This is a genomic window from Saccharopolyspora karakumensis (assembly GCF_004349225.1).
GTDB classification, from domain to species: domain Bacteria; phylum Actinomycetota; class Actinomycetes; order Mycobacteriales; family Pseudonocardiaceae; genus Saccharopolyspora; species Saccharopolyspora endophytica.
On the sequence record NZ_SMLA01000015.1, the window covers coordinates 81032 to 98243 of the forward strand.

The following is a 17212-nucleotide window of genomic DNA, read 5'->3' on the forward strand; positions in this document are numbered from 1 at the left end:
GACCTTCCAGTGGAAATGCAGCACACGTTCAGCGTTCCGGTGCCGATCGATGCGGCGTGGAAGGCGATGACCGACCCCGAGCGGGTCGCTCCGTGCATGCCCGGCGCCACGCTCACCAAGGCCGAGGGCAACGAGTTCGCCGGATCGGTGAAGGTCAAGCTCGGCCCGGTGACGCTGCTGTACAAGGGAACCGGTGTCTTCAAGGACATCGACGAGAAGAACCGCCGGCTGGTCATCGACGCCAGCGGCAAGGACTCGCGCGGCAGCGGTACCGCCGCCGCGACGGTCGTGGTCACGCTGACCGACGAGGGCGGCACCACCTCCGGCACGGTCGACACCGACCTCAAGGTCACCGGCAAGCCCGCTCAGCTGGGCCGCGGCCTGATCTCCGAGGTGGGCGGCAAGATCCTGAACCAGTTCGCCGACAACCTCGCCGCGAAGCTGGAGTCCGAGCAGGAGGCCCCGGCCGCGCAGGAGAAGGCGTCGGCCGAGCCGCAGAGCACCGAGACCCCGGGTGGTGCCAACGGCAACGGCGCCGCCGCGGCAGCGGGTTCGGCGGCCGCGGGCGCCGCCGTCGGTTCGGCCCGCAAGGACACCAGCTGGCGGGTCACCCCGGCCAGCGCCGACTCGCCGAGCCCGACCACCGTCGCCGAGCCGGCCGCCAACGACGAGGCCATCGACCTGCTGGGCACCGCGGGCGCACCGGTCCTCAAGCGGGCCGCCCCCGCGGTGATCGGTCTGCTGGTGGCCTTCATCGTGCTGCGCCGCTTCAAGAAGCGCCGCGCCCGCAAGCGCGCCTCGTAGGGGGCTCAGTCCCGCAGGAGGGCTCCGACCCGGCCGAGCCGGTCGAGCCACCACCGCTGCACGTCGGCGGGGGGAGTGGCGGCCGCGACCAGCGCCGGGTCGGGCTCCGGGGGCTTCGACGGCACCGGCAGGTATCCCTGCTCGGGCAGCAGCGAATCGGCGACCACGTCGCCGTCGAGCAGCGCCATGGTGCCCAGCCCGCACGCGAACGGCAGCTCGGGCAGCGCACCGGCCAGCGCCAGCTGCGCGGACAGGCCCACGCTGGTCTCCACGGCCGAGGACACCACGCACGGCAGACCGCACGCCTCGGCGACCTGCAGCGCTCGGCGGACTCCGCCCAGCGGGGTCGCCTTGATGATCGCCACGTCGGCGGCTCCGGCCACGGCCACGCGCATCGGGTCCTCGGCGCGGCGGATGCTCTCGTCGGCGGCGATGCGCACGTCGACCTTGCGCCGCACAGCGGCGAGCTCCTCGATGCTCGGGCACGGCTGCTCGGCGTACTCCAGGCCCCGGGCGGCGGCGTCGAGCTCGCGGATGCGGGTGATGGCGGTGTCGACGTCCCACGCCGCGTTGGCGTCGACCCGGATCGCGCCGTCGGGTCCGAGCGCGTCCCGCACGGCGGCGACCCGCTCCAGGTCGTCGGCGGCGGTCTGGCCGGGATCGGCGATCTTGACCTTCGCGGTCCGGCACCCGGAGCGCGCCACGATCTGCGCGGCCTTCTCGGCGGACACGGCGGGAACGGTGCAGTTGACGGGGATCCTGTCCCGGACGGGCGCCGGCCAGTGCTCACCGCACGCCTCGAACGCCGCCTTCAACCACGGAACGGCGCTGGCGTCGTCGTAGTCCTCGAACGGGCAGAACTCGCCCCAGCCGGAAGGACCGGACATGAGCACCCCGCGCCGCACGCTGATCCCGCGAAACCGGTTGCGCATCGGCAACGCGTACACCCGCACGGCGTCCAGTTCCGCAGGATCGAAGCTCGCCATGACCCAATCCTTTCAGCCCGAACCCACCTCCGCGCCCCCGAGGTGCACCGATTTCAGTGGAAGTCCGTTCCCCGATCTCCACTGAAATCCGGTTCCGGACTTCCACTGAAATCGGGTTGAGGAGTGATCGGACGGCCTCGGGTGGGGTCAGGCGACGCTGGGGCGTCCGAGGTCGAAGACGTCCACCTCGAAGCGGGCCCATTGCTGGCGCAGGGAGGTGACGCCGTGGTCGAGGATGTAGTTGAGCTCGCCCAGCGTGACCGGGAGGAGGGTGAAGACCTGGAGCTGCTCGGTGCCCTCCGGGTCGGTGAAGCGGGTGAACTCCGACGGGAAGATCGGATGTCCGCTGGCCAGGACGCCGTGGAACTCGGTGCCCGGCAGCAGCGGCTTCTCGTTCGGGACGATCTGGTCGGGGACCAGGAAGGTGCGGTTCTGCACCAGCAGTTCCGAGGTGAGGTCGACCAGGTGGCGGGCGGCTTCGGCCTGCTCCCGGTAGACCGTGCAGGCCAGCTCCTGGGCGGGGTGGACGCCGAGCGGCTGGAACCGCAGGCCGCTGCTGATCACCGTCGTCAGATGGAGTTCCTCGAGGTGGAAGAACACCAGGCCGTAGCCGCGGTTGGTGCCGTTCACGTTCGGCGGCTCGGCTCCCGTGGGGGCGCCGGCGTAGCGCTCGAGGTTCTCCGCGAGGCCGACGAAGCGGTGCGCACCGCCCATCGCCGGCCGTTGGTGCTCGGTTTCCATCCGATCTCCAGTGTCTTGCAGCTCAGACGCTGCGTTCGTTCATCGCAACGGTAGCTGCAAAGCAGCCGAACGCGGACCCCTTTTGGGTGACAGCTATCCAGGGCTCACCCGGAGTTTCCGTCACCCCGCGTCCGGGAGGGCCGGACCGAGCAGGTCATCGGCGTCCACGATCCGGTAGGCGTAGCCCTGTTCGGCGAGGAAGCGCTGGCGGTGCGCGGCGTAGTCGGTGTCCAAGGTGTCGCGCGAGACGACCGAGTAGAAGTGCGCCTGCTTGCGCTCGGCCTTGGGCCGCAGCAGCCGGCCGAGCCGCTGCGCCTCCTCCTGCCGGGACCCGAAGGTGCCCGACACCTGCACGGCGACCGAGGCTTCGGGCAGGTCGATCGAGAAGTTGGCGACCTTGGACACGACGAGCCGGTTGATCTCGCCGCGCCGGAACGCGTCGAAGAGCTCCTCGCGCTCCTTGTTCTTCGTCGAACCCTCGATGATCGGCGCCTCCAGCGCCTCGCCGAGCTCGTGCAGCTGCTCCAGGTAGGCGCCGATGACCAGGGCGGGCTCGTCCGGGTGCTGGTCGAGGATCGCCTTGACCACCGGGGCCTTGGTGCGCGCGGTCGCGCAGAGCTTGTAGCGCTCCTCGGCTTCGGAGGTGGCGTACTGCAGGCGCTCGTTGTCGGTCAGCGTCACCCGGACCTCGACGCACTCGGCGGGTGCGATCCAGCCCTGCGCCTCGATGTCCTTCCACGGGGCGTCGTAGCGCTTGGGGCCGATCAACGAGAACACGTCGCCTTCCCGGCCGTCCTCGCGGACGAGGGTGGCGGTCAGGCCGAGCCGGCGGCGGGACTGCAGGTCGGCGGTCATCCGGAACACCGGGGCGGGCAGCAGGTGCACCTCGTCGTAGACGACCAGGCCCCAGTCGCGGGAGTCGAACAGCTCCAGGTGCTTGTACTCGCCCTTGGAGCGGCGGGTGATCACCTGGTAGGTCGCGATGGTGACCGGCCGGATCTCCTTCTTCTCCCCGGAGTACTCGCCGATCTCCTCCTCGGTCAGCGAGGTCCGCTCGATCAGCTCGCGCTTCCACTGGCGGCCCGCGACGGTGTTGGTGACCAGGATCAACGTGGTCGCCCCCGCCTCGGCCATGGCCGCCGCGCCGACCAGCGTCTTGCCCGCACCGCAGGGCAGCACGACGACGCCGGAGCCACCGGCCCAGAACGACTGCACGGCCTGGCGCTGGTAGTCGCGCAGGTTCCAGCCGTCCTGCTCCAGCTCGATGGGGTGCGCTTCGCCGTCGACGTAACCGGCGAGGTCTTCGGCGGGCCAGCCGACCTTGAGCAGCATCTGCTTGAGACGTCCGCGCTCGCTGGGGTGCACCACGACGGTGTCGTCGTCGATGCGAGCGCCGAACATCGGGGCGATCTTCTTGTTGCGCAGGACCTCTTCGAGCACGGCGCGGTCCACGGAGACCAGCACGAGGCCGTGCGCGGGATCGTTGGTCAGCTGCAGCCGGCCGAAGCGGCCCATGGTCTCGACGATGTCGACCAGCAGCGGCTGCGGCACGGGGTAGCGGGTGAAGCGGACCAGCCCGTCGACGACCTGCTCGGCGTCGTGCCCGGCGGCGCGCGCGTTCCACAGCGCCAGCGGCGTGATCCGGTAGGTGTGCACGTGCTCCGGCGCGCGCTCCAGCTCGGCGAAGGGTGCGATGGCGGTGCGCGCGTCGTCGGCGAGGTCGTGATCGACTTCGAGCAGCAACGTCTTGTCGGACTGGACGATCAGAGGTCCGTCGGTCAAGGTGAGCGCTCCCTCGGGGATCGGGTGGAGTTTCCGCAGGTGATCAACACTGTCGGCAGCCACCGGCAGGACTCCCGGCCCAGTATTCCACCCGGGCAACACCGCCCCCGCCGGGTCCAGTCCCAGCGACGGCCCGAAGTGACTCAAATCGCCCGCTCGCTCGGGCGGGGGGTTGGTCGCGGTTCGAACCGTCCGCGATCGATGTCCCTTTGCCCTGGTCGGACCAGATCCGCCCACGAGCCCGGTCGCGCCAGGAGGTGCCTCGCCCGGCGGTTGGGGGATTGTGGTGGTGACGGGGCGGTGGGAGCGTTTCGTCGATCTTGTTCGGGCGCGAGGAGTGACATGGCTGCGGAGAGCGCGGGGGAGCGGTTGCGGGAGTTGGAGCCCGGCGCCCGCCCGGAGGACGTGCTGGAACTGTTCGACTCGCTGCCCCCGGTGCGTGTCGAGGAACTCCCCGGCACCTGGCGGGGCAACGGGATCAACACCGGGAACCCGTTCGACGGGCTGCTGGAGCGGTTCGGCTGGTACGGCAAGCGCTTCGGAGGCCCCGACGACGCCCACCCGCTGCTGTTCGCGGCCGGTGGTGGTCGCGTGGTGAGCATCAACCCGGCGTTCATGCCGGTCGGACTGATGCTCGGCATCGCCGACAGGCTCGACAACCGCGCCGTGGCGAAGCTGTTCCGGGTCCTGATGCCGCTGATGACCACGAGCGAGCCCCGCGCGCGGCTGCGGATGGTCGAGTACCGGGGCGTGTCCTCGGCGGCGATGGTCTACGACGCGCTGCCGATCCACGACCCGTTCCGCAAGGTCGACGACGACACGCTGCTGTGCGCGATGGACCTGCGCGGCATGGACGCGCCGTTCCTGTTCGTGCTGCGCCGCGATGCCGCGTAGGAACGCGTTTTCCCTGGCTGGGTAGATTGCTGGTGGCGAACTCGACCACGGAGGACTTGTGACCTACCCACCGCGACCGGATCCTCACGGTGCGCAGTCCGGGCCGTATCCGGGCGGCTGGCCCGGTCAGCACCCGCAGCAGGGCTACCCGTACCCGCAGCAGGGCTCCGACGCGTTCTGGCGCCAGGTCGCGGGCGCCCAGCAACCACCTCCGCCGCCGAAGAAGAAGCGCACCGGTCTCATCGTCGGGCTCGTGGTCGGCGGCGTGCTGCTGCTGGCCGGGGGCATCATCGGGATCTCGCTCGCGGTGGTGGCCGGAAACCGGATCGAGGCCGGCGACTGCATGGAGCTGCTCGACGAGCGCGGTGGCTCGATGACCCCCGCCGACTGCGGTTCGGCCGAGTCCGACTACGAGGTCGTCGACGTCCAGGACCGCGGGCTCGCCGAGTGCGGCGACGACTACGTCAACTACTCCGAGGGCAAGGCATACTGCGTCGTCCTCGACGTCAAGGTGGGCGACTGCCTGACGCCCTTCCAGGAGGACGAGGGAGTCCTGCCGTTGAAGATCGAGTGCTCCCGGTCGGAGGACCAGGTCACCAGGGTCGTCGGCGGGCAGGACCCGGAGTCCGCGTGCGGGGAGAACGAGGGCTACTACGTCTTCACCCGCAAGACCGTGTGCTTCGGGGACGTCCAGGGCATCTGATGTTTACTACCGCTAACGAAGCCGGTCTGCTGTGATGGAGCACGACGATCGGTGGGGCGAGGAGGCAGTACGAATGGGCAGCGAAGATCGCACGGTTCGCGACATCACCCGGGGTTTGATGCGTGAGCTCGGGCTGACCACGGTGTTCGGCAACCCGGGCACGACGGAGGTCCCCTTCCTGACGGGATGGCCCGACGACTTCCACTACGTGCTCGGGCTGCAGGAGTCCGTGGTGGTCGCGATGGCCGACGGCTACGCGCAGTCCCGCCGCGAACCGGTGCTGGTCAACCTGCACTCGGCCGGTGGTGTCGGGCACGCGCTGGGCGCGGTGTTCACCGCCTACCGCAACCGCACCCCGATGATCATCACCGCTGGTCAGCAGACCCGCAGCCTGATGTTCAACGAACCGTTCCTGGGCGCCACCGAGGCGCCGAACTTCCCCAAGCCCTACGTGAAGTGGAGCTACGAGCCGGCCAGGGCCGCGGACGTCCCGGCCGCGCTGGTGCGCGCCTACCAGATGGCCACGACCCCGCCGTACGGTCCGGTCTTCCTGTCGGTGCCCGCCGACGACTGGGACGAGCCCGGCGTCGAGGTCCCCGCGCGCCCGCGCACGCCCGGCTTCGCGCCCGACCCGCAGGCCATCGCCGGGCTCGCCGAGGCGCTGCGCGACTGCGAGCGGCCCGCGTTCGTGACCGGCCCGGCGGTCGACGCCGACGGCGTCGTGGACGAGATGGTGCGGCTGGCCGAGAAGACCAAGGCCGCCGTGTACGCGCCGCCGATGTCGCCGCGCTGCTCCTTCCCGGAGGACCACCCGTGCTTCGCCGGGTTCCTGCAGCCCGAGCAGCGGTTGCTCAGCCAGGAGCTCTCCGGCTACGACCTGGTCGTCGTGTGGGGCGCTCCGGCGTTCACCTACCACGTCTACCGGGGTGAGGCCGAGGTCGCGCTGCCCGAGCTGTTCCTGGTCAACGACGACGCCGACGTGCTCGCCCGCGCCCGCTCCGGGCGGGGCGTGATGGGCACGATGGCGCACGCGGTCCCGCAGGTCAACGCGCTGCTCGACGACCTGGACCGGTCGGCGCCGACGACCATGGCCCGGCCGGAGAAGCCCGTCGCGAGCACGCCGATGACGGCCTCCTACGTCTTCGACACCCTCGTCGGCCAGCTCCCGGCCGACGCGGCCGTCGTCGAGGAGACCCCGAGCCACCGCAACGACCTGCACGAGTACTTCCCCGTCCGCTCCACCGACGGCGGGTTCTTCACCGGCTTCTCCGGCGCGCTGGGCTACGGCGTCGGCGCCGCGGTCGGCGTCGGCATGGCCAACACCGCCCGGCGGACGGTGGCGCTGCTCGGTGACGGTTCGAGCATGTACGGCATCCAGTCGCTGTGGACGGCCGTGCGCGAGCAGGCACCGGTCACCTTCGTGATCATGGACAACTCGCGGTACGCCGCCGTGGCCGTGCTGGGCGAGGCCGCCGGTGGCAGCAAGCTGCCGGGCGTGGACCTGGGCGGGATCGACTTCGTCTCTCTCGCCGGCAGCCTCGGCTGCCCGGCCAAGCTCATCCAGACCCCGGAGGAGCTGTCCGAAGCCCTGCCCGAGGAGTTCGCCGGCAAGCAAGGCCCGAGCCTGCTGCACATCAAGATCGACCCGGGCCAGCGCTTCCTGTACTGAGCGGGAACCTGTCAGTGGTCACCCTGCTCAGCGGTGCGGGTGGCGGAACCTGACGCGCCGCCTGGACTCCGGGCGCCACTGCCGATGCACGGCGTCGCGGCGTCCTCGCCAGACGACGTGTCAGAACCCGCGGCGGCGCGGGTTTCTCGGCTGGGGTGAGGAGGAAGCGGCTTCGCCGCTTGCGCGTACGTGGCAGTGGTCCTCAACGACGAAGAGGCGGCCTCGACCAGTTGTGGTCGGGGCCGCCTCTCGGCTTGCGCAGATCAGAAGACCTGGGTGGTCTCCGCTGCTGGTGCGGGAGCGGTGCCTGCGCTCTTGACGTCGAGGAGGCGGGCCACCTCGCTGCGCAGGTGCACGAAGGCCTCGGACTCGCGGGTGGTGATCTGGTCGCGCTCGGTGCCGAGCGGGATCTCCAGGTCCTTGACGATCGTGGCCGGGGACTTCGACAGCACGAAGACCCGGTCGGAGAGGTAGATGCTCTCGTCGATGTCGTGGGTGACCAGCAGGACCGTGCTGTCGAACTTCTTGCGGACCCGCAGCAGCAGGTCCTCCAGCTCGAAGCGGGTCTGGGCGTCCACCGACGCGAACGGCTCGTCCATCAGCAGCAGCGCGGGCCGGCAGGCCAGGGCGCGGGCGATGGAGACCCGCTGCTGCATGCCGCCGGAGAGCTGCCACGGGTACTTCTTGGCCGAGGCCGACAGACCGACCCACTCCAGGACCTCGTCGGCGCGCTCGCGCCGCTCGGACCGGCTGACGCCGCGGGCCTGCAGCGGGAACTCGACGTTGGCGCGCACCGACTTCCAGGGGAACAGCGAGCGGCTGTAGTCCTGGAACACCACGGCCAGGTCGCTGGGCACGCCGTCGACCGCCTCGCCGTGCAGCCGCACGTCACCGGAGGTCGGCTTGATCAGGCCGGAGATGCCCCGCAGCATCGTCGACTTGCCGCAGCCGGAGGGGCCGACGATGCACGCCAGCTCACCGGTGCGGACCTCGAAGGTGAGGTCGGCGATGGCCTGGTGCCCGTTCGCCCCGCCGTAGCGGTGACCGAGTCCGGAGACTTCCAGCATCGTGTTCGTTCGGGTCATTTCGGTCAGCCTCCGACAACTTGGTCAGCCGACGCCTGCGAGGGCTGCCAGCTCAGCGCACGGCGTTCCACCACGAGCAGCAGGGTGTTCAGTACGTATCCGAGGATGCCCAGCAGGACGATCCCCGCCCACATCGCCGGGAAGTCGAACTGCCGCTGGTCGAACATCAGCCGGTAGCCGATGCCGTTGGTGGAGCCCACCAGCTCCGACACGACCATCAGCACCAGCGACAACGACAGGCTAACCCGCAGCCCGGCGAAGATCTTGGGCGTCGCCGCCGGCAGCACCACGCCGGTGATCCACTGCGCGCGCGGGATGCGGAACGACCGCGCGGTGTCGATCTTGACCTGGTCCACCGAGCGGACGCCGTCGACGGTGTTGAGCAGGATCGGCCACACGACGCTGAACACGATCACGGTGATCTGCATCGACGAGCCGATGCCCAGCAGCACGATGAACACCGGGACCAGCACCGGCGAGGGGATGGCGCGCATGAACGCCATCAGCGGCCCGACGTAGTCCAGCAGGTTGCGGGACCGGCCGAGCAGGGTGCCCAGCGCGACGCCGATGACCGCGGCCAGCACCCACCCGAAGGCGACGCGGCCGAGGCTGGCGAACAGGTCGCCGGTGGCCTCGCTGGTCAGGAAGAGCGATTCCGGAGGTCCGGAGAACCACTTCTGCCCGGCGGTGGCGAGGATCTTGCTCGGCGTCGGGAAGAACGGGTGCTGTGCGAGCTGGGTCACCAATTCCCACAGCAGAACCGCGATGATGAGCACGAGCCATTGGCGGAGGAATTCACGCGTTTTCTTCACAACGCACCCCGCAACCCGAAGTTGAATTCCAGTGAATTCACGATGTCAATTCCCGCGAAATCGTGAACGCCGGGAAAAAGGTGGCCCGTCACACTGCCTCCCGATCGACCGCGCTCCACGCCAGGCCGCGCTTGTGCACCGTTTCCAGCGCCTCGTTGATGAGGTAGCCGACGATGCCCGCGACGATCGTCCCGGCCAGCACGAGGTCCATCCGCCCGGCACCGGTCGAGGCGTCCAGCACGAAGCTTCCGAGCCCGCTGCCGCCTCCTGCCAGGAACTCGGTGCTGACCACCAGGATCAGCGCCACCGAGGCCGACATCCGGATGCCGGTGAGCACGAACGGCGCGGCGTTGGGCAGCATCACGGTGAACATCGTGCGAACCCGGCCGAAGCCGAAGGACCGCGCGGTGTCCACCATCACCGGGTCGACCTCGTCCAACGCGTAGATGGTGTTGAACAGGATCGGCCACACCGCCGCGTACACCGCGAGGGCGATCTTGGTCTCCGGGCCGGACCCGACCAGCACGATGGCCAGCGGGATCAGCGCCACGGAGGGGATCGGCCGGAGGAACTCGATGATCGCGCGGGTGGCCACCCGGATGCCCCGCACGCTGCCCAGCAGCAGCCCGGCGGGCACGGCGATGGCGATGGAGATGCCCAGCGCGATGGCCCAGGCCAGCACGCTCGCGATCAGGTCGAGCAGGAAGGAGGGGTCGCCGAGGAGCTCGACGAACCTGGTCAGCACCACCGACGGCGGTGGGAAGTACTGGGGGTCGACGAGTCCGGACCTGCTGAAGGCTTCCCACAACAGCAGGAAGCCCAGCAGTCCGAGCAGACCCCGGAGTGTTCTGGTCATGTCCCGATCAGCTCTGCGGCGGCTTGATGATCATGCTCGCCACGTCGACGTCCTTTGCGATGTAACCGAATTCCAGCATCAATCGCGGAACGCGCTGCAAGCGGGTGGCATCTGCGCGCGCGTTGAGCTTCAGCAATGTGATGATGGACGCAGTTTCCTTGTCGATCTTGGCGAATTTCGGCAGCAGCGGCTCGATCTTGGCGCGGTCCTGCGCCTCGGCCACCGAGGCGGTCATCGCGCGCTGGAAGGCGGCGACGGTCTTCGGGTTCTGCTCGGCGAACTCGGAGTTGGAGACGTAGCCGCCCAGCGGCAGGTCCTCCAGCGGGCCGGCGGTGGTGTCGAGCACCGGCACGGCGTCGGCGTCGCGCGCGGCCAGGGTCAGGAAGGGCTCCACGACCATCGCGGCGTCGACCTGGCCGGCCTTGAGCGCGTTGGGCATGTTGATGAAGCCCAGCGGCACCATCTGCACCTTGTCGAAGGGCACGTCGTTGGCCTTCATCGAGGCCTTGACCAGCAGCTCGGAGATGGTGCCGGGACCCGAGATCGCGATCCGCTTGCCCGCCAGGTCCTGCGCGGTGCGCACCCCGGAGTTCGGCCCGGACATGATCAGGCAGCTGTTGGGCACCGCTGACATGCAGTCGGCGACGATCTTGAGGTTGGCCACGCCCTTGGCCTGCGCGGCGAAGATCGGCACGTAGCTGGAGAAGGTGATGTCGAGGTCGCCGCCGATGGCGCTGTTGAGCGCGGCGCCGCCGTCGGAGGCGGGGACGATCTCGACGTTGAGGCCCTCGCGCTGGAAGTGCCCGGCTTCGGCCGCCAGGTACAGCGGGGCGAGCTCGGCGGTGGGCAGCGCGCCGACGCGCAGGTTGGCCTTCTCCACCTGACCGTTCCCGGACGACTGCTGCTCCGCGCCGCCCAGCAGCCCGCACCCGCTCGAACCCATCAGCGCTCCTGCGGTGGCCACACCGCCGGCGATCTTGAGCAGGTCGCGGCGGGCTATCGGGCGGTTCTTCGGACGCATGGCGTTTCCTCCTGGCGTGGCGGGGTGTGGGCCTGTGCGGGCCCTGGCGGCTGGAGCGACTTGCGTGGACCGAGGCCGTTGCGGCCGGGATGCGGGACTGCGTGCGCGGGCGCGTTGGCGGTCCGCTGCGCACGTCCCGTGTCCTCGGGATCACCGACTGCATCGGTGCGCAGAACTCTAGATACCTGATCAGGGGGCGACAACAAGACGTAATGGGCTCGTTGTGTCCATTACTCGAATGTGTGTCTCCGGTCACTCATTGGCAAAAGCAAACATCACGGAGAGTGGTGTCCATAGCCCGAACGGGTGATCATGCGCCAATAACGTGAATCCACGGTGAGAAAAACGACAAAAGCCGCAGATGCCTCGTTCGTGACGAAGCACCTGCGGCTGGGTTGGACCCGCCGGGGGTCCGGGTGCCGGGCCGGCCGATCCTGCCCAGCACTTCGGCTGATCGGATCGGCCCGCCCCTCAGTCCTGGGGCTGACGCGAGGGTCAGCCCTGCGCCGGCTTGACGATCATCTTGGACACGTCGATGTCCTTGTCGAGGAAGCCGAAGTCCTTCATCAGGCGCGGAACGCGCTGCAGGCGCGTCGCGTCGGCCCGCGAGTTGAACTTCAGCAGCGAGATGATCGCCGCCGTTTCCTTGTCGATCTTGGCGAACTCCGGCAGCAGCGGCTCGATCTTCGAGCGGTCCTGCGACTCGGCCACCGCGCGGTCCATCGCGCGCTGGAAGGCGGCGACGGTCTTGGGGTTGTCCTGCACGAACTTCGCCGTGGCGCCGTAGCCGGTCAGCGGCAGGTCCTCCAGCGGACCGGTGTTGGTGTCGGCCACCGGGACCGCTCCGCTGGCGCGCGCGGCCTGGGTCAGGAACGGCTCGGTCAGGATCGCCGCGTCCACCCGGCCCTGCTGGAGCGCGGCCGGCATGTTGATGAACGGGATGGCGGTGAACTCGGACTTGGAGAAGTCCACGCCGTAGGCCCGCATGGTGGCCTTGACCAGCAGTTCCGAGATGGTGCGCGGTCCGGAGATGGCGATGGTCTTGCCCGCCAGGTCCTGCGGGGTGCGCACCTTCGAGGAGGGCGAGGTCATGATCGTGGTCGTGTTCGGGGCACCCGCGCCGCAGTCGGCCACGATCTTCAGGTCCGCCACGCCCCGGGCCTGGGCCGCGAAGAAGGGCACGTAGCTGGCGTAGGTGATGTCGTAGTCGCCGCCGATGGTGCTGGTCAGAGCCGCGCTGCCGTCCGAGGTCGTGACGATCTCGACGTTGAGGCCCTCCTGCTGGAAGATGCCGTTGCGCACGGCCAGGTGCAGGGGAGCGAGGTCGGTGACCGGCATGGCGCCGACCTTGATGTTGGGCTTCTCGACCGTGCCGTCACCGCTGCCCGCCGATTCGGAGCCGCCCAGCAGGCCGCATCCGCTTGCGCCCATCAGCGCTCCGGCGGTAGCCGTTCCACCTGCGAGTTTGAGCAGACCTCTCCGCGACATAGCGCGACTGGCCAGGGTCATCGAGTCCTCCTTGCAACAGCACGACATGGGGCGCGCCGGGCGCTGCGTGAGCTTGGCTGGCTCGGCGCGGACAACCCCGAGTAGGGTCCGGCAGTTGCGTCTGTGCACTGTGGACTTGGCCACGACCTTCGTGGGAGGCACCGGCGCGGGCCGGGCACACGCGCGATGGCCGTGACGGGTGGGGCGCAAAAAGGACTGTAAAGGTTTGAACTATCGGGTTACAACCAGGCGTAACTAACTATGGGTCACACGTTCGGCCCAGCTGTTGCCAAAGGCACTCTGAAGAGTGACGGCGACCCGTATTGGGGGCCTGACTTGTGACGCCGGGTTAAGTATAGTCTCGCCCGTCGAGGTGACCGGCCTCTGCTTCGGGGGAATGCACGTTGTGACCAGGGAGTGTGATGGCAAGCCCGGCTGACAGAGTCAGGGTCTGCGGAAGCTCGATCGCTGAGGTGACGTGGGCCCGCTCGTGGGAACCCGACGCGACAGCGCCGGTTCGCGGGCGCATTCCCAGCACGATGATCTCCACTGCCACGGCACGGAAGGGCAGCTAGCCGTGGCGGTTCCGCACATGTCCGCCGCAGCGCAGGAAACAGGGATGCTCAACAACGACCCCGCGACCGCACCCGGCCCAGCCGATCCGGCTGCCGCCCGGACCAAGAAGTGGTGGCTGCGCAACTGGCGCCTCCGGTACAAGATGGCCGCCGTTCTGCTCGTGCCGACCCTGGCCGCGCTGGGCGTCGGTGGCGTTCGCATCTACGACGGTCTCAGCAGCCAGTCGCAGATGCAGACCATCGTCGACCAGGTCGAGTTGGCGCAGCAGACCTCCAACCTCACCCACGAGCTGCAGCGCGAGCGGGACTTCGCGATCGTGCTCACCACCTCCAACGGCGGTAGCGCGGGCACCGACTACCAAGCTCAGGGCCGCCGGGTAGACGCGGCCGTCCAGCAGGTCCTCGCGTTCGACCCGCAGATGGCCGGCTTCACCCCCGAGGTCCGCTTCGCCTTCCAGAGCGCCGAGCACCGGATCGGCAGCCTCGGAGCGCTGCGCGGCACCGTCAACGGCGGCTTCACCAGCCCGCAGACGATGATCGCCTACAACTCGGTGATCGACACCCTGCTCTCGATCAACAACCAGGTCGCCAACTCCGCGGCCAACACCGCGACCGCGCAGACCGCTCGCGCGGCCGACTCCCTCGGCCAGGCCAAGGAGCAGCTCGCCCGGCAGCGCTCGATCCTGCTCAGCGCGTCGCTGCGGAACCAGTTCCTGACCGGTCAGCCCGACCAGATGCGCGCCGCGGACGCGCGCTACGAGGCCGCCTTCGGCGAGTTCGAGGCCGCGGCCACCCAGGAGCAGCGCGCCCTGTTCGCCGAGCGGGTCGCCGGTGCGGCGGTCGACCGCAGCGAGCAGCTGGAGCAGAGCTCGCTGATCGCCTACGACAACGATCAGCAGGACCAGAACCTCGGCGTCTCCCCGGCGGACTGGGGACAGCAGTCCGGGCAGCGCACCGACCTCGTCCGCGAGGTCGAGTCCGACGTCCTCGAGGACCTGCACTCCGACGCCACCTCGCTGGCCGACTCCGCGACCTGGACGCTGGTCCGCGACACCGCCCTGGTGTTGCTGCTGCTGATCGTGGCCTTCGGCGTGGCGACCTTCATCGCCCGCTCGATGCTGCGGCCGCTGCGGACCCTGCGCTACAGCGCTCTGGAGATCGCGCAGCAGAGCCTGCCGGACGCGATCACGCAGGTCACCGAGAACCCGGGCTCCTCGCACCAGACCACGGTGCCGACCGTGCCGGTCTACACCGACGAGGAGATCGGGCAGGTCGCCCGCACCTTCGACGCGGTGCACCAGCAGGCGCTGCGGCTGGCCGTCGAGCAGGCCATGCTCCGCAACAACGTCAACGACCTGTTCGTCAACCTCGCCCGCCGGTCGCAGACCCTGGTGCAGCGGCAGCTGGCCCTGATCGACCGCCTGGAGCAGGACGAGCAGGACCCGGACCAGCTGTCCAGCCTCTTCGAGCTGGACCACCTGGCCACCCGCATGCGCCGGAACAACGAGAACCTGCTGATCCTCGGCGGCACCGACCTCACCCGGCGCACCATGCGACCGGTCCCGCTCAACGAGGTGCTCGGCGCCGCCGTCTCCGAGGTCGAGCAGTACGCCCGGGTCGCGGTGGTCGACGCCCCCGAGCTGGCCCTGCAGGGCCGCGTGGTCAACGACTTCGTGCACCTGGTCGCCGAGCTGCTGGAGAACGCCACGGTGTTCTCCAACCCGGACACCGAGGTCACGGTCCGCACCGCCTACCGCCGCCAGCAGCTGGTCATCGAGATCCGCGACCGCGGCGTGGGCATCGACGCCGGCGAGGTCGACGAGATCAACGAGCGGCTCGTGCGGCCGCCGGAGATCGACGTCGCCGTCTCCCGGCGCATGGGTCTGTTCGTGGTCGGTCAGCTGGCCCGCAGGCACAACATCGAGGTCGAGCTCGGCAACAACGAGGGACTGGAAGGCGGTGTCACGGCCACCGTCCGCCTCAGCGGCGAACTGGTCGTGCAGCTCACCCCGGACGGCCCGGTGCCGATGCCCGACATGCCGCGCACCATCCAGCCCGAGGAGCGCGGTCAGCTCGGCGAGACCGGCACCCAGCTGGGCCTGGCCGCGGCCTTCGGCGGTCGTGCCGCCGCGGGCAACAACGGTCAGCACCCGGGTCTGGACGCGCCGACCAGCCGCGCCGAGCTGCCGAGCTTGAGCGGTTCCGAGCCGCCGACCTCGTTCACCTCGATGAACCAGGCGGCGATGGACGCCGACAACGGTTCGTCGTTCAACGGTCACGGATTCGCCGACGAACCGGGCGACCACGACTCGGAGCTGCCCGCGCAGTACTCCGTGACGATGTCCTCCGGCGATTCGTTCGGAGCGACGAGCGTCCCCCAATGGGAGGATGACGACCGGGCGCCCCACGACGACGGTGTCGGGGCGGAAGCCTGGCCGGATATCGACCCGGGCTTCGACGGGCAGTGCGGTGCACCGTCGGAGACCTCGTCGACCGACCTGTTCCACAGCCCGTTCGAGGCGGAGAAGACCAAGAACTTCGCCCCGTCCCAGCCCTTCGGCGCCGACGAGCACCGGAACGGCTTCAGCGGTGGCGGCCTGAACGGGAGCGAGCACGACAGCGGCTCCCTGAACGGCAGCGGCCTGAACGGCAGTGGAATCGGTGCGGCATTCGGTGGCGGTCAAGAGGGCGCCCCAGGAAACGAAAGCCGGCCGGAGCCGGCGTCGGAGCCCTGGGAGTCCGAGAACGCATCCCTGCGCAGCACTCCCGGCCTGGAGCACCCGGGCTTCGACGGCGGATCGCCGGCACGCGCCGACGACGAGCCGAGGGAGTCCTGGGACATGGACGATGCGCCTACCCAACGCCTGCCGATATACGAAGCCGTGCTCTCGCAGTGGTTCCGGGAGTCCGATGTCGAGGACTCGGCCCCGGCCGCTGCCGACCCCAAACCCGCCGAGCCGGAAACCGCCGCGCCCTCGACCCCGTCGAGCTCCGCGCCGGAACCGGTCGTCGACGAAGTTCCGCGAACCACCACGCCCGACCCGGGCTGGGGGCAAGCGGATGTCGGTTGGAAAGCCGCCGAGGCCCTGCTGCAGACCCACGAGGTCCAGGAGACGACCGCGGCCGGACTTCCCAAGCGGGTCCCGAAGACCAACCTCGTGCCCGGCTCGGCAGCACCCCGATCCCCGCAGACACCTCGCCGCAAGCCCGCCGCCCCGCGCTCGGCTGATGCCGTTCGCGGACGCATGGCGAACTTCCAGCAGGGCGTCCATCGGGGCAGGCACGCCAAGGCCGAACCGGTTTCCACCGAACTTCCCCGCTCGAATCCGAGCCGTCCCGAGGAGCAGGAGTGAACGGGTCCGTGCAGCAACCGATGAGCAGCAACAGCTTCAGTTGGCTGATCACCGACTTCGTGCGTCGGGTACCCGGCGTGGCGCACTCGGTGGTCGTGTCCGCGGATGGTCTGCTGCTGGCCGGTTCCCAGGGCTTGCCGCGTGACCGCGCCGAGCAGCTTTCCGCCGTCGCGTCAGGTCTGGTCAGCCTCACCCAAGGCGCAGCGCGCTGCTTCGAAGCAGGCGAGGTGACCCAGACCGTCGTCGAGATGGAGCAGGGCTACCTTTTCCTGATGTCGATCAGCGACGGCTCGTGCCTGGCCGTGCTCGCCGCGCCCAACGCCGACATCGGCCTGGTCGCCTACGAGATGACCCTGCTCGTCGAGCGGGTCGGTCGTCAGCTCACGCCTGAGCTGCGCGCGCAGCTGCAGGGCATGGGACGCCGGTGATTCCGGCTGGGAGAG

At 69.5% G+C, this 17212-nt stretch carries 14 protein-coding genes; 6 read left to right on the top strand and 8 right to left on the bottom strand.

Translation table 11 applies throughout. The features are described 5' to 3' along the window. Positions 1-9: 9 nt before the first annotated feature. On the top strand, positions 10-804 hold the full coding sequence (locus tag E1202_RS13115; RefSeq protein ID WP_132683307.1) for an SRPBCC family protein: 795 nt from the start codon (positions 10-12) through the stop codon (positions 802-804). A 5-nt stretch (positions 805-809) separates the two neighbouring features. On the opposite strand, the gene E1202_RS13120 is transcribed toward E1202_RS13115, so the two are convergent. The 3 genes from E1202_RS13120 to E1202_RS13130 all read right to left on the bottom strand — a co-directional run bounded on the left by E1202_RS13120 (position 810) and on the right by E1202_RS13130 (position 4313). Next, positions 810-1790 carry an o-succinylbenzoate synthase gene (locus tag E1202_RS13120; protein ID WP_132683309.1) on the bottom strand — a complete coding sequence of 327 codons (981 nt, stop codon included), beginning with the start codon at positions 1788-1790 and terminating at the stop codon, positions 810-812. Positions 1791-1937: 147 nt separating this feature from the next. Further along, complete coding sequence (locus tag E1202_RS13125) at positions 1938-2531, bottom strand: suppressor of fused domain protein (protein WP_132683311.1); 594 nt, start codon at positions 2529-2531, stop codon at positions 1938-1940. Positions 2532-2651: 120 nt separating this feature from the next. Beyond that, complete coding sequence (locus tag E1202_RS13130; RefSeq protein ID WP_132683313.1) at positions 2652-4313, bottom strand: DNA repair helicase XPB; 1662 nt, start codon at positions 4311-4313, stop codon at positions 2652-2654. A gap of 342 nt (positions 4314-4655) precedes the next feature. Between E1202_RS13130 and E1202_RS13135 the strand changes: the two genes are divergently transcribed. The 3 genes from E1202_RS13135 (at position 4656) to mdlC (ending at position 7579) form a co-directional block, all read left to right on the top strand. After that, on the top strand, positions 4656-5207 hold the full coding sequence (locus tag E1202_RS13135; protein WP_132683315.1) for a DUF4334 domain-containing protein: 552 nt from the start codon (positions 4656-4658) through the stop codon (positions 5205-5207). A gap of 58 nt (positions 5208-5265) precedes the next feature. Continuing rightward, a complete protein-coding gene (locus tag E1202_RS13140; protein ID WP_132683317.1) occupies positions 5266-5910 on the top strand; it encodes an LppU/SCO3897 family protein in 645 nt (214 codons plus the stop codon). Positions 5911-5983: 73 nt separating this feature from the next. Next, positions 5984-7579 carry a benzoylformate decarboxylase gene (gene mdlC, locus E1202_RS13145; protein WP_132683319.1) on the top strand — a complete coding sequence of 532 codons (1596 nt, stop codon included), beginning with the start codon at positions 5984-5986 and terminating at the stop codon, positions 7577-7579. A 263-nt stretch (positions 7580-7842) separates the two neighbouring features. Here mdlC and E1202_RS13150 read toward each other — a convergent pair whose 3' ends face one another. The 5 genes from E1202_RS13150 to E1202_RS13170 form a co-directional block, all read right to left on the bottom strand. Then, positions 7843-8664, bottom strand: coding sequence for an ABC transporter ATP-binding protein (locus E1202_RS13150; RefSeq protein ID WP_132683321.1), 822 nt, complete (start codon positions 8662-8664; stop codon positions 7843-7845). A 5-nt stretch (positions 8665-8669) separates the two neighbouring features. Beyond that, entirely contained in the window at positions 8670-9476 is an 807-nt protein-coding gene (locus tag E1202_RS13155; RefSeq protein ID WP_132683323.1) for an ABC transporter permease, read from the bottom strand. A gap of 88 nt (positions 9477-9564) precedes the next feature. Next, a complete protein-coding gene (locus E1202_RS13160) occupies positions 9565-10332 on the bottom strand; it encodes an ABC transporter permease (RefSeq protein ID WP_132683325.1) in 768 nt (255 codons plus the stop codon). A gap of 7 nt (positions 10333-10339) precedes the next feature. Next, on the bottom strand, positions 10340-11353 hold the full coding sequence (locus E1202_RS13165) for an ABC transporter substrate-binding protein (protein ID WP_235878220.1): 1014 nt from the start codon (positions 11351-11353) through the stop codon (positions 10340-10342). 495 nt (positions 11354-11848) lie between these two features. Further along, a complete protein-coding gene (locus E1202_RS13170; RefSeq protein ID WP_132683327.1) occupies positions 11849-12862 on the bottom strand; it encodes an ABC transporter substrate-binding protein in 1014 nt (337 codons plus the stop codon). Between the two features lie 598 nt (positions 12863-13460). On the opposite strand from E1202_RS13170, the gene E1202_RS13175 reads away from it, so the two are divergent. Together E1202_RS13175 and E1202_RS13180 are read left to right on the top strand one after the other, a co-directional pair. Beyond that, positions 13461-16769 carry a sensor histidine kinase gene (locus tag E1202_RS13175; RefSeq protein WP_132683329.1) on the top strand — a complete coding sequence of 1103 codons (3309 nt, stop codon included), beginning with the start codon at positions 13461-13463 and terminating at the stop codon, positions 16767-16769. 20 nt (positions 16770-16789) lie between these two features. After that, on the top strand, positions 16790-17197 hold the full coding sequence (locus E1202_RS13180) for a roadblock/LC7 domain-containing protein (protein ID WP_175548002.1): 408 nt from the start codon (positions 16790-16792) through the stop codon (positions 17195-17197). Positions 17198-17212 lie beyond the last annotated feature (15 nt).